Origin of the sequence: Dactylosporangium sp. NPDC049525, from assembly GCF_040676755.1 — a bacterium.
Classification (GTDB): domain Bacteria; phylum Actinomycetota; class Actinomycetes; order Mycobacteriales; family Micromonosporaceae; genus Dactylosporangium.
The window spans coordinates 181267-193784 of sequence record NZ_JBFAPO010000013.1; the positions used below are offsets into that span (position 1 = coordinate 181267).

Sequence of the window (12518 nt, forward strand, 5' to 3'; positions counted from 1 at the left end):
ACTTGGCGGATGCTCACAGACCAGGCATCGTGGCAGGCCCGCCGGGCCGCGCACGAGGCACGGGTCGACGGGTGGATCGGGCCGCACCTGGAGCGCCGCCGCCGCGGCGAGAAGCACCCGGTGCTGGACTTCCTGTTCACCTACTACTCGTTCCGCCCCGCGCAGCTGCGGCAGTGGCGCCCGGGTGGCGAGCCGCACCGGCGCCCGGAGACCGTGACCTGGGTCCGGGACCTCCTCGCCGCGACCGCGGCCCGCCAGCCGCACCTGGGCTGCTTCGGCCTGCACGAGTGGGCGATGGTCTACCGGCAGACCCAGGAGGAGCTGCGGCACAACGCGTGGCCGCTGCGCCTCGGATCCGACGGCACCGACGCGGTCGTCGCGGCGAGCCGCATCCGGTGCAGCCATTTCGACGCGTTCCGCTTCTACACCGCGCCGGCCCGGTCGCTGAACCTGCTGCAGCCGACCCGGGAGACCCAGGCCGCCAACGAGCAGCCCGGCTGCCTGCACGCCAACATGGATCTCTACAAGTGGTCCTACAAGCTGAGCCCGCTCACCCCGAGCGAGCTGATCGCCGACTGCTTCGAGCTGGCCGTCGCCATCCGTACCCTCGACATGCAGGCCAGCCCGTATGATCTGGCCGCGCTGGGCTACCCGCCGGTGCCGATCGAGACGCCGGACGGGCGCGCGGAGTACACCCGCCGCCAACGGGACCTGTCGGACCGTGCCGCACCGCTGCGCGCCGCCCTCATCGCCGTCTGCGACAGCGCTCAGGTCAGCCAGGTGTAGACGTTCCAGCCGATGCCCGCCACGGCGGCCAGGGCGAGGGCGCCGAGGTAGGTCAGCACCAGGCGGGTGTCGCGCAGGACGCACTTGGAGCGGGTCAGGCCCTGGCGGCGGGCCCTGACGTAGCCGGCGAAGCCGAGCACGGCGAAGCCCAGCAGCGCCACCGGTCCCAGCAGCCACGCGAGGGCGGCGATCGTGGCGTACACGCACAGGCGCAGCGGGTCGTAGGGCTGCGGGGTGGCGGTCATAGCGCTCTGGGCAGGCGCTGAGCGGACAGCGCCGGCCAGGCCTGCACGGCGCAGAACGGGGCGCACTGGTGCTTCGGGTCGCCGTCGCGGGTGTCGACGGTGGCCACGTGCACGCAGCACTGCAGGAGCCGCTCCTCGATCATCGTGGCCATGTCCATGAACGGCTTGACCGTGATGCGTTTGACGCGTTCGCCGAGCATCTTGCGCAGCCGGTTGCGGCCGCCGGGCAGCGACGAGGAGACCAGCGTCGTCAGGGTCGAGATGCCCAGGTCGCAGTTCTCGCAGATGTCGCGCCACAGCGCGCCGACGTCGGGGTGGGACAGCGACGACTGCTCCGACAGCAGGCCGAGCAGCGAGTCCTTCACCGCGGTGCGCAGCGCGGCGGGCAGCTGCACGTCGGCGATGCGGTTGGCGACCAGGTCGGGCTCCAGGTCCAGGAACGTCAGCAGCCGGTCGTGGCCGATGAGCTTCGTCATCGACTGCCACTGCCCGGCGTCGTCGCGCAGCAGGTACCCCACGGAGCAGCAGTGCGGGTGCGAGCACGGCAGCGCGGTCAGGTCCCGCCAGGTGACCTGGTCGGCGGTCTGCGGGCCGAGCCGGGCCAGGACGCCGGTGTGGGTGAGCCGGTTCTGCGGGTCGATCGCTCCCGAACGACCGGACCCGAACTGCGGCTGCAGCGACACGCCGCCGACGTACGGGGTGTCCAGGGCCCGCTTCACGACGGCGCCGATCTCGTCGTCGTTGACGCCCAGCGCGCAGGTCATGGTGAGGGTGGTGAAGATGCCCCGGGAGGAGAGCCGGTCGATCGCCTGGTCCTTCAGGCGGCGTAAGTCGGCGCCGCGGTGGTGCCGGGCGGCGCGCTCGGAGACGCCGTCGTACTGCAGGTAGACCTCGACCCGCTCGCGGTGCTCGGTCAGCAGGTCCAGCAGCGCGTCGTCGCGGGCGATCTTCACGCCGTTGGAGTTGATGAGGACCCGCACGACGTTGCGGGCCGACACCTCCCGCAGCAGCTCCGGCAGGTGCGGGTACAGGGTGGGCTCGCCGCCGGACAGCATGAGCACGTCGATGCGCCCGTTCTCCCGGGACAGCTTGGTGTCGACGCTGTTGAGCACCTCGGCGAGGGGCACGACGCCCTCGATCGCCGGGGACGAGTCGGTGAAGCAGGTGGGGCAGCGCAGGTTGCAGCTGTCGGTGAGGTCCGCCAGGAGGATGCAGGTGTGCTGGGTCTGCATCTCCGGCAGCCCGGCCAGATACGCCGACGGCACCGGCGCGAAGTTCCCGGCGAGGTCCGGCACGTGCGTCTTCGTCGGGGCGGTCCACTGCTCCAGGTACCGCAGGATCTCCGGCGACTCGTCGTACATCGTGCGCACCAGGCCGTGGCTCGGGCAGCCGCGCTCCAGCCAGATCCGGCCGTCGCGCTCGGCCAGCCAGCCCGACAGCCGCTGCACCGTCTCCAGTGGACGGTCGGGGTGCTCGTCGTGGCAGTGCGGGCAGAAGGCGTTGACGTACCGGTGGATCCGGTCCCCCCGCAGCTGCATCCCGTTGCTCATACGGTCCCCGAGTTGGCGTTGACGAGCGCGATGCAGACACCGATGCCGGCGACCGGGAAGACGATGACGCTGACCGCCCAGCCGATGAGGATGCCGAGGCCGAGACCCCGGTCGCGGCGGGTGATCCAGACGATGCCGACCACCAGGCAGGCGACGAACAACGCCAGCTGCAGCAGCATCTCCAGGTATACGCCCAGCAACGCGTTGTCGCTGTTGTCGGACGCGGCGAACAGGATCGTCACGAGCACGCCGATGCCGATCGCGAGGACCTGACCGCCGGCGGCGATGCCCAGCCCCGCGGCGACCTTGCGGCCGCGGATCGGGCGGTCCTGCCCGTTCGGCGGCAGCGGCGGCGGGGGCGGCACGGTCCAGCCCGAGTTCGGTGGCAACGTCATGCCGTCACCGCTTCCTTCCGTCTCACCAGATCACGCACCAGGCCCGCCACGATGAGCGGCAGGCAGGCCAGCAGGAACAGCTGCGGCCGGGTCAGGCCGAGCCACACCACCTCGTTGCCCCGCACGAACTCCACCACGAAACGGAACGCGGCGTAAGCGGCCAGATAGATTTTGAACAGCGCGCCGGGTGCGGTGACCTTCTTCCGCAGCGCCAGCAGCGCGCCGAACGCAGCGAGGTGGAACAGGATCTCGTAGCCGAAGGACGGGTGCAGCGGCACGCCGGCGACGGTGTGCATGGCCTCGGCCTGCGCCGCGTTCAGGGTCACGCCCCACGGCAGGTCCGTCGGGGTGCCGGGCGGCTCGGCGAGGAAGCAGCCGAGCCGGCCGACCGCCATCCCGGCCGCGACCGCCGGCGCGAAGAGGTCACCGGTGCGCCACGGGTAGCCGCACGCCTTCTTCGCCACGATCGCGCCGACATAGGCGCCGACGAGGCCGGACAGGATGCTGCGGTTGCCGTAGGCCCACTGCTCCAGCAGCGTCGCGTTGTCGCGCGGGTCGAGGTGCTGCGCCCAGGTGCCGAGCCGGGCGAAGAGGGCACCGCCGACGAGTGCGCCGGCCAGCACGTACCAGAGCCGGTCGTCCTGTGCCCGGCGGCGCCGGATCTCCCACAGGAAGACGAGGGCGGCGACCCCGATGCCGAGCGCGACGCACACGTCGTGGGTCAGGATCGCCACCGGGCCGAACGTCGCGATCACCGGGTGCACGATTGCGCAGCTTAACGGGGCGCCGGCCGGTTCTGTGAAGATTCACAGCAGGGGGCGGACCGGCCGACCCGCTCCCCCTAGTCTTGACGGGATGGTCAACACCGAGGAGTCCCCGCCGCTCGCGTTGCCTGCCGCGGCGGTCCGGCGGCGCCGGTGGCTGACCGTGCTGCTGTGGCTGCTCATCGCGCCGTTCGCGGGGTGGGCGGCGGTGCGGGTGTTCGGCCTGGAGCGCGGCTACCCGACCGTCCAGTTCATTGCCTTCACCCCGTATGTCGCGGTGGTCTCCTTGGTACCGCTGGCAATCGCGCTGCTGACGAGGCGGGTCTGGCCGGCGGTCGCGGCGGCGGTGGTGGCGGTCGCGTTCGCCGCGTGCGTCCTGCCGCGCTGGATCGCCGACGGCGACGCGGGGGTTCCGGCCGGGCCGACGCTGCGGGTGATGAGCGTCAACATGCTCTACGGCCAGGCCGACCCCGGCCACATCGTGCGCCTCGTCCGCGACGGCGCCGTCGACGTGCTGGCCGTGCAGGAGTACACCGAGGCGGGGCGCACCGCACTGCGCGCGGCCGGGCTGGAGGAGATCCTGCCCGACTCGGCCACCTACCCGCGGGACGACGCGGGCGGGTCGGCCGTCTACAGCCGCTTCCCGCTCACCGGCAAGGGGTACCGGCAGCTCGCCGGCGGCTTCATGCAGGCGTACGCCGGGGTGCTGGTGCCGGGTGCCGCGGAGGTGTACGTCGAGTCGGCGCACCCGTGCGCCCCGATGGGCCGCGGGTCGGACGCCTGTTGGCTGGCGGACCTCGCGGCGCAGCCGGCGGCGACCCCGGGCGGGCCGGTCAACCTGCTCATGGGTGACTTCAACGCGACCCTCGACCATGCGGCGTTCCGCCGGGTGGTGGCGAAGGGGTACCACGACGCGGCCGACGCCGCCGGTGCCGGGCTCTCCGTGTCGTGGCCCGATGACGACCGGTGGTACTTCGTGGGGGTGACGCTCGATCACGTCCTCGCCGATGAGCGCGTCGGGGTGCGGAAGGTCGTGGTCCATCGCGTCCCGGGGAGCGATCACAGGGCCGTGTTCGCCGAACTGGTGCTCCCGAAGGCCGGCGGCTGACCGTCCGGGAGATCCCTGGCGGTCCCGTTCGGCGGGTCCCTGGTGGTCCCGTTCGGCGGATCCCTGGTGGTTCTGTGAAGATTCACAGCAGGGGCAGGAGCCGTTGGCGCGGCTCCCCTACCCTGACGGGATGGTCAGCACCGAGGAAACCCTGCCGCTGGCGGCACCGGCCGCGACGCCCGGGCGGCGCCGGTGGCTGACCGTGCTGCTGTGGCTGCTCGTCGCGGCGTTCGCGGTGTGGGCGGCGGCGCGGGTGTTCGGCCTGGAGAGCGGCTTCCCGACCGTCCAGCTGATCGCGTTCACGCCGTATGCCGCGGTGCTCTCGCTGGCACCGTTGGTGCTCGCGGTGCTGACGAAGCGGGTCTGGCCGGCGGTCGCGGCGGCCGTGGTGACCGTCGCGTTCGCCGCGTGTGTCCTGCCGCGCTGGATCTCCGACAGCGACGCCGGCGTCCCGGACGGGCCGACGCTGCGGGTCATGAGCGTCAACATGCTCATCGGCGGTGCCGACCCGGGCCAGATCGTGAGCCTGGTGCGTTCCGGCGCCGTGGACCTGCTCGCGGTGCAGGAGTACACCGACGAAGGCCGCACCGCGCTGCACCAGGCCGGGCTCGACGACGCGTTGCCCAACGTGGTGGCCTACCCGCGCCCCGGGGTGACCGGTTCGGCCGTCTACAGCCGCTTCCCGCTCACCGACAAGGGGTACCGGCGGTTCGCCTCCGACTTCGGGCAGGCGCAGGCCACGGTACGGGTCCCCGGCGCCCTGGAGGTGTACGTCGAGTCGGTGCACCCGTGCGCCCCGTCGGACGGCGACCGCGACACCTGCTGGGTGACCGACCTGGCCGCGCAGCCGGCGGCGACCCCGGACGGCCCGGTCAACCTGCTCATCGGCGACTTCAACGCGACCCTCGACCATGCGGCGCTCCGCCATGTGCTCGCCAAGGGCTACCACGACGCCGCCGACGTCGCCGGCGCCGGGCTCACCACCTCGTGGCCCTACGACGAGCGGTGGTACATCCCTGGCGTCACGATCGACCACGTCCTGACCGATGAGCGCGTCGGCGTGCGGAAGGTGGCGATCCACCGCGTCGTCGGGACCGATCACAAGGCCGTCTTCGCCGAGTTGGTGCTCCCAAAGGCCGACGGCTGACCCGTCCGATCATGCCGAATACGAACCCGATAGATCACTGACGCGTACCTCCGGCTATACGCGGTTCGTTGGCCGGGAGTACCTTCACGTACGGATCGGGCGGAACGCCCGACAGAACCACGTTGGAGCAGATGGGTGACACGAACCTTCCGCGGCATCGCGCTCGCCGTCATCGCGCCGGTTGTGCTTGCAAGCGTCCTGGCTGGTTGCTCGGACAAGAAGGACGACGCGGGCGAGACACCGACAGCCGACCGTCCGACGGTGGAGGTGACCGCCCAGCCGCAGGACGCACAGACGGCGCAGGTCACAGCCGAGCAGGTCTTCGACAACCTGTCCGACGGCGACTGGGCCGGGGCCTGGGAGCTCTGGACCGACACCGCGCAGTCCGCCATCGCCAAGGACGCCTACGTCGACCTGGTCTCGACCTGCACCGCGCTGCAGGGTGACTATGTCGTCACCGGAGTGACACCGGTGGACGACTCGACGGCGACCGTCAAATGGACCAGGACGCCGGCCGGCGGCAGCGCGACGAGCGGCACCAACACCATCAAATATCAGAACGGCCAATGGAAGTTCGAGCCGGACGCGACGGCGCTGGCCGCCTTCAGACAGAACAAGTGCCCGTGACGGGCGGGGCCGCACGGCCCCGCCCCTCGCACGTTGCTCAGACCCGCACCTGGCGCGACAGGCCGTAGCTGAGCGCGTCGACGAGCGCGGTCCAGCTCGCCTCCACCACGTTCTCGTGGACGCCGACCGTCGTCCAGTCCTCGCCCGTCGACCGGGTCTCCACCAGCACCCGCGTGACGGCACCCGTACCGTGGCTGCCTTCGAGGATGCGGACCTTGTAGTCGGCCAGCTCGAACCGCGACAGCTCCGGGTAGTGCTTCGTCAACGCCACCCGCAGCGCCTCGTCGAGGGCGTTGACGGGCCCGTTGCCCTCCGCCGTCGCGATGATCCGCTCGCCCTTGACCCGGACCTTGACCGTCGCCTCGGACACCACGGCGCCGTCCTCCCGGTGCTCGACGAGGACGCGGTACGACTCGAGCGCGAACGGCCGGGGCAGCGCACCGTCCTGCAGCTCGGCCCTGACGAGGAGCTCGAACGAGGCGTCGGCGGCCTCGAACGACCAGCCCCGCGCCTCCAGTTCCTTGACCCGGGTGGTGACCCGGGACAGCGCCTCCGGATGGCCGGCCAGGTCCACGCCGAGCTCGCGTGCCTTGAGCTCGATGCTGGCCCGGCCGGCCATCTCGGTGACCAGGATCCGCATGTCATTGCCCACGACGACCGGGTCGATGTGGTTGTAGAGCACGGGATCCACTTTGATCGCGCTCGCGTGCAGGCCCGCCTTGTGAGCGAACGCTGACGACCCGACATAAGCCTGGTGGGTGTCGGGTGCGATGTTGGCGATCTCTGCGATGGCGTGCGAGACGCGCACCATCTGCTCGATGCACCCGTCCGGTAGGACCGGCATACCGAGCTTCAGCTGGAGGTTCGCGACGACGGCGAAGAGGTCGGCGTTGCCGGGCCGCTCGCCGTAGCCGTTTGCGGTGCCCTGGAAGTGCGGGACGCCCGCCTCGACGGCGGCGATCGTGTTCGCCACCGCGCAGGACGTGTCGTTCTGGCAGTGGATGCCGAGCCGGAAGACCGCCTCGTCCTCGGAGATGCCGAGCGCGACGGCGAGCCGCCCCTTGACCTCCCCGATCGTCCGGGTGATCAGCGACGGCAGCATGCCACCGTTGGTGTCGCACATGACGGCCTTCTCCGCCCCGGCGGCGAGCGCGGTGGCGGCGACGCTCGCGGTGTACGCCGGGTCGAACGCGTACCCGTCGAAGCAGTGCTCCATGTCCAGGAACACCCTGCGGCCCTCGGCCACCAGGTACGCCACGGTGTCATGGACCATCGCCAGGTTCTCCTGGGCCGTGGTGCGCAACGCCCGCTCGACGTGCCGGATGTCCGACTTGGCGACGAGGGCGACGGCCGGCGTCTCCGCCTCGAGCAGCGCCCGCACCTGCGGGTCGTCCTGGACGCGGACGCCGGCCTTGCGGGTCGCGCCGAACGCGACGAACACCGCGTGTTTCAGGTCCAGTTCCGTGCGCGCCCTTCGGAAGAACTCGGTGTCCTTCGGCATCGCACCTGGCCAGCCGCCCTCGATGAAGCCGACGCCGAACTCGTCGAGAAGCCGGGCGACCGCCAGCTTGTCGACGACTGAGTAGCTGATCGCCTCTCGCTGGGCCCCGTCGCGCAGCGTGGTGTCGTACACCTGCATGGTCTTCTCCTGGCTTTGGGATTTTTGTGGCTTCCGGCGGGTGGGCCAACAAAAAGACCCCTCGCGAATGCGAGAGGTCTGCGCGGCCAGCTAGGGGATGCTGGTCGCGCTAGGGGCCAATAATGAGCCGAGTCACGTTGGGTAGCTTGCCACGGCTGTGCCGCCTGTGGCATGTGATTCCGAATTCTGAGAACGCAGGTGATCTGCTTCACGATTCACCCTGTTCGTCACGTACCTGTAACGCGCGTCGGTCAAGGTTGGAACCAGTCAAGCGAGAGCAACCAGGAGGTCCCCGTGCTCACCGTTGGTGAGATCCATTCGCCGCTCCGGCTGGGCAGGTCTTCGGTCTGATGTCGATCGAAGCACTGAAGGCCGCGCTGCCGTCGTATGCGAAGGACGTCGAGCTCAACCTCGACGCCGCGCTCGCCGGCACCCTGCTCACCGAGCAGCAGCTGTGGGGCACCGCGCTCGCCTGCGCGATGACCACACGCAGCGCCTTCGTGTTCCGCTCGATCCTCACCGAGGCCGGGAATCACCTGAAGCCAGAGGCTGTTACAGCAGCCAAAGCAGTCGCCTCCCGCATGGCGATCCACAACGTCTATTTCCGCGCCAAGCACCTCATCGGTGACGAGGCGTACAACCACCTGCCGGCGCGGCTGCGCCGCCAGGTGACCACCTGGCCCGGCGTCGGCACGGTCGACGTCGAGCTGTGGTCCACAGCAGTATCCGCGATCACCGGGTGCGGGGTGTGCCTGGAATCGCACGAAAGATCACTTCGTGGTGCAGGGGTGTCCCGCGAAGTGGTCGACGAGGGTCTACGCGTCGCCGCGGTAGTTCACGCGTTGGCCGTGACCCTCGATGCAGAGGCAGCTTCCGTCTAGGAGCTTTCCTCTTGTACGGGTGTCGGAGTGGCGGCTCCGGCACCCGTACGCTGCAGCTTCGGGCTGTTTCTCGCTTCGGCGGCTGCCGACAGGTCTGACGTCCGACCCGAGCAGAGACTCCCGCCGCGCCTTCCTCGCAGTCCGGGTTCGGAACTGATCGCGTGTGCGGTCCGCCGGCCTTGCCTCCGACTCTGTCGCCGCTCCTGCCCTAACTCCCGTCCCCACTTCCTGCGCGGCCGGGATCGGCTCTTGACCCGGTCGCGCAGCGGCTGGGCGTGTGGGGCGGCGGGGTTGGTGGGCTGTTCGGGTGTTGTCGGTTGCCTGTTCGGGTGGGGTTTGTCTGGTTCGCTGGGTGTTTGCGCTGTTCAGACGGGTGGCGGAAGGCCTTAGTGTCGCTCGGTCGTGCAAGTTGCGCACAGCGTGTCTGCGCAGGGGTGGGATCGGCGGTTACCGTTTCCGGCAGCAGCCGTCGAGCGCGGGCCACGGCGGTGGGGCTCGGGATCCTTGGGGGGACGACGATGAACGACGACGGTGTTCCGCCCGGGTCCGGCGCCGGTGCGGGGGGTGAGCCGCCGCTCGAGCCACCGTTCGGCTGCGCTGATCCGATGCTGTGGCGGGTCGCCCGCGCCCTGCACGACGCGCACAAGCCGCGCACCGACAACTTCTGCGAGTGCAAGGCGTTCTGGCCGTGCCCGGATGCGCAGCTCGCCGAGGAAGCATTGTTACTTGCGTATGAACGCCCGACCCCGCGCGGCATCCGGCCCAGCTACGGCCGGACCTCGAACCTCGGCCGCTGGTCCGCCTGACCCGGCGAGATAGTTGACCTTGGAGACTTTGACTTGCCAGAACCAGTCAAAGTCTCCAAGGTCAAGATGGCCCCCCGCCCAGCCCCCTGCCCACTCCCGCCAGACGCGGGCGCGGCCGCAGGTCGCGTGCTTGTTCACGACCGCAGGTCGTGGCCGCGCAACTATCCGCGAACCTGGCAGGGAGGCCGTCAACGGCCGACCGGTGACTGACGGGAGCGACGGCGCGCGCCCACGACGGACCGGAGCCCGCATGGATGAGCCAGCAGAGTGCCGCGACTACAGGACGCGGTGGACCCAGCCGTGCGGGTCGGGGACGGTGCCCCGCTGGATGCCGACGAGACGCTCGCGGAGGCCCATGGTGACCTTGCCGGCGGCACCGTCGGCGATGGTGAACTCGCCGGAGCGGTCACGGACGACGCCGATCGGGGTGATGACCGCGGCGGTGCCGCAGGCGAACGCCTCGCGCAGGCGGCCGCTGCGGGCGTCGGCCTGCCACTGCTCGTAGGAGTAGAGCTCCTCGCGGACCGTGAGGCCCTGGTCGGCGGCGAGGCGCAGGACCGACTCGCGGGTGATGCCGGGCAGGATCGTGCCGGTCAGCGGCGGGGTGAGCAGGGTGCCGTCGTCGAAGACGAAGAAGACGTTCATGCCGCCGAGCTCGTCGACGTAGCGCTGCTCGACGGCGTCGAGGAAGACGACCTGGTCGCAGCCGTGCTCGATGGCCTCGGCCTGGGCGACGAGGCTGGCGGCGTAGTTGCCGCCGCACTTCGCGGCGCCGGTGCCGCCGGGGGCCGCGCGGGTGTAGTCGCGGGAGACCCAGACGCTGACGGGTTTGACGCCGCCCTTGAAGTAGCTGCCGACCGGGGAGGCGATGACCAGGAAGAGATATTCCGAGGAGGGCTTGACGCCGAGGAAGACCTCGCTCGCGTATTGGAACGGGCGCAGGTAGAGGCTGCCCTCGGGGTCGGAGGGGACCCACTCGCGGTCGACGCGGATGAGCTCGCTCAGCGCGTCGAGGAACAGCTGCGACGGCACCTGGGCCATGGCCATGCGGGCCGCGGACTGCCGGAAGCGGGCGGCGTTGGCGTCGGGGCGGAACAAGGTGACGCCGCCGTCGGCCGCGCGGTAGGCCTTCAGGCCCTCGAAGATCTCCTGGGCGTAGTGCAGCACGGCGGTCGCCGGGTCCATCGGGATCGGCGCGCGGGCCTCGACGCGGGCGTCATACCAGCCCTTGCCCTCGGCATAGCGGACGGTGACCATGTGGTCGGTGAAGATCCGTCCGAAACCGGGGTTGGCGAGCAGCGCGGACCGCTCCCCGGCGCTCACCGGCGCCGGGTTGGGACGGACCTCGAAGTCGAGCGTTTCACCGCCGTTCATGGCGTTCCTCCAGTTGCGCGTCGTGTCTGCAACTTACCCCGAACGGTCGTTCAAGCGCACCGAGGGTCAGGCGACGGCTTCGGCGAGCCGGTCGCCGATCGCTTCCGTGGACAGCGCCGAGCCCGGCGTGCGGGCCGCGACCTCGGCGCCGACGGCATCGGTGACCTTCGCGGCCGCCTCGGGGTGGCCGAGGTGGTCCAGCAGCAGCGCGGTGGACAGCACCGCGGCGGACGGGTCGGCGATGCCCTTGCCGGCGATGTCCGGCGCGGAGCCGTGCACCGGCTCGAACATGGACGGGAAGGCGCGCTCGGGGTTGATCGAGCCGCTGGCCGCCAGGCCGATGCCGCCGGTGACCGCGGCGGCGATGTCGGTGAGGATGTCGCCGAAGAGGTTGTCGGTGACCACGACGTCGTAGCGCTGCGGGTTGCTCACCAGGAACATGGCGGCGGCGTCGACGTGCTGGTATTCGGTCTCGATGTCCGGGAACTCGGCCTTGACCGCGTTGAACGTGCGGGCCCACAGGCCGCCGGCGTGGGTGAGCACGTTGGTCTTGTGCACCAGGGTGACCTTGCGCCGCTCGCGCTTCGCCGCGCGGGCGAACGCGTCGCGGATGACCCGCTCGACGCCGTGCCGGGTGTTGAGGCTCTCCTCGGTCGCGACCTCGGCGGGCGTGCCCGGGTGCAGGTTGCCGCCGGCGCCGACATAGAGACCCTCGGTGCCCTCGCGGACGACGACGAGGTCGATCTCGCCGGGCTTCACGCCGGCCAGGGGGCTGGTCGTGCCGGGCCACAGCCGCGACGGGCGCAGGTTCACATACTGGTCGAAGTCGAACCGCAGCTTCAGCAGCAGGCCGCGCTCGAGCACGCCCGGCGGCACGCTCGGGTCGCCGACGGCGCCGAGCAGGATCGCGTCGTGGCCGCGCAGCTCCTCGAGCACGCTGTCGGGGAGCACCTCGCCGGTGCGGTGGTAGCGGGCGGCGCCAAGGTCATAGTCGGTCGTCTCGACGCCCGGCAGGATGACCCGCAGCACCTTGAGTGCCTGCGCCACCACTTCGGTCCCGATACCGTCCCCGGCTACGACCGCGATCTTCGCCACCACAGTGCCCCTTTCCTCGGACCTGCCCACGGTACGCGTTCGTCCTACTGCGTGGACCGTCATCTCAAGGAATGGAAAGAAGACGGGGGCAGGGAGAGCCG

At 70.6% G+C, this 12518-nt stretch carries 13 protein-coding genes; 6 read left to right on the forward strand and 7 right to left on the reverse strand.

Features of this window, described 5'->3' with window-relative positions:
- Nucleotides 1-9 precede the first annotated feature (9 nt).
- Nucleotides 10-786, forward strand: a complete 777-nt coding sequence (locus AB0K00_RS21185; RefSeq protein ID WP_363523079.1) for a 3-methyladenine DNA glycosylase — start codon at nucleotides 10-12, stop codon at nucleotides 784-786.
- Here AB0K00_RS21185 and AB0K00_RS21190 read toward each other — a convergent pair.
- The 4 genes from AB0K00_RS21190 to AB0K00_RS21205 are packed head-to-tail and all read right to left on the reverse strand — an operon-like array spanning nucleotide 768 to nucleotide 3740.
- Nucleotides 768-1031, reverse strand: a complete 264-nt coding sequence (locus AB0K00_RS21190; protein ID WP_363523081.1) for a hypothetical protein — start codon at nucleotides 1029-1031, stop codon at nucleotides 768-770. The two genes, AB0K00_RS21185 and AB0K00_RS21190, sit on opposite strands and share 19 nt — an antisense overlap.
- Nucleotides 1028-2581: a radical SAM protein gene (locus AB0K00_RS21195; RefSeq protein WP_363523083.1), complete on the reverse strand. Its 1554-nt coding sequence runs from the start codon at nucleotides 2579-2581 to the stop codon at nucleotides 1028-1030. Before AB0K00_RS21195 ends, AB0K00_RS21190 begins: the two co-directional genes overlap by 4 nt.
- Entirely contained in the window at nucleotides 2578-2976 is a 399-nt protein-coding gene (locus AB0K00_RS21200) for a hypothetical protein (RefSeq protein WP_363523084.1), read from the reverse strand. The genes AB0K00_RS21195 and AB0K00_RS21200 overlap by 4 nt, the downstream gene beginning before the upstream one ends.
- Nucleotides 2973-3740: a prolipoprotein diacylglyceryl transferase family protein gene (locus AB0K00_RS21205; protein ID WP_363523085.1), complete on the reverse strand. Its 768-nt coding sequence runs from the start codon at nucleotides 3738-3740 to the stop codon at nucleotides 2973-2975. The genes AB0K00_RS21200 and AB0K00_RS21205 overlap by 4 nt, the downstream gene beginning before the upstream one ends.
- 91 nt (nucleotides 3741-3831) lie before the next feature.
- On the opposite strand from AB0K00_RS21205, the gene AB0K00_RS21210 reads away from it, so the two are divergent.
- The 3 genes from AB0K00_RS21210 to AB0K00_RS21220 all read left to right on the forward strand — a co-directional run bounded on the left by AB0K00_RS21210 (nucleotide 3832) and on the right by AB0K00_RS21220 (nucleotide 6622).
- Nucleotides 3832-4848 (forward strand): endonuclease/exonuclease/phosphatase family protein, encoded by a 1017-nt coding sequence (locus tag AB0K00_RS21210; RefSeq protein ID WP_363523087.1) that lies wholly within the window; start codon nucleotides 3832-3834, stop codon nucleotides 4846-4848.
- Between the two features lie 130 nt (nucleotides 4849-4978).
- Nucleotides 4979-5995, forward strand: a complete 1017-nt coding sequence (locus AB0K00_RS21215; RefSeq protein ID WP_363523088.1) for an endonuclease/exonuclease/phosphatase family protein — start codon at nucleotides 4979-4981, stop codon at nucleotides 5993-5995.
- A 135-nt stretch (nucleotides 5996-6130) separates the two neighbouring features.
- On the forward strand, nucleotides 6131-6622 hold the full coding sequence (locus AB0K00_RS21220; RefSeq protein ID WP_363523090.1) for a hypothetical protein: 492 nt from the start codon (nucleotides 6131-6133) through the stop codon (nucleotides 6620-6622).
- 37 nt (nucleotides 6623-6659) lie between these two features.
- On the opposite strand, the gene cimA is transcribed toward AB0K00_RS21220, so the two are convergent.
- On the reverse strand, nucleotides 6660-8261 hold the full coding sequence (gene cimA, locus AB0K00_RS21225; protein WP_363523092.1) for a citramalate synthase: 1602 nt from the start codon (nucleotides 8259-8261) through the stop codon (nucleotides 6660-6662).
- Nucleotides 8262-8611: 350 nt separating this feature from the next.
- Here cimA and AB0K00_RS21230 point away from each other — a divergent pair, with 350 nt between their 5' ends.
- On the forward strand, nucleotides 8612-9142 hold the full coding sequence (locus AB0K00_RS21230) for a carboxymuconolactone decarboxylase family protein (RefSeq protein WP_363523093.1): 531 nt from the start codon (nucleotides 8612-8614) through the stop codon (nucleotides 9140-9142).
- 518 nt (nucleotides 9143-9660) lie between these two features.
- Nucleotides 9661-9948: a hypothetical protein gene (locus AB0K00_RS21235; RefSeq protein WP_363523094.1), complete on the forward strand. Its 288-nt coding sequence runs from the start codon at nucleotides 9661-9663 to the stop codon at nucleotides 9946-9948.
- A gap of 276 nt (nucleotides 9949-10224) precedes the next feature.
- Here AB0K00_RS21235 and AB0K00_RS21240 read toward each other — a convergent pair whose 3' ends face one another.
- Nucleotides 10225-11322: a branched-chain amino acid aminotransferase gene (locus AB0K00_RS21240; RefSeq protein ID WP_363523096.1), complete on the reverse strand. Its 1098-nt coding sequence runs from the start codon at nucleotides 11320-11322 to the stop codon at nucleotides 10225-10227.
- 66 nt (nucleotides 11323-11388) lie between these two features.
- Nucleotides 11389-12417: a 3-isopropylmalate dehydrogenase gene (locus tag AB0K00_RS21245; RefSeq protein WP_363523098.1), complete on the reverse strand. Its 1029-nt coding sequence runs from the start codon at nucleotides 12415-12417 to the stop codon at nucleotides 11389-11391.
- Nucleotides 12418-12518 lie beyond the last annotated feature (101 nt).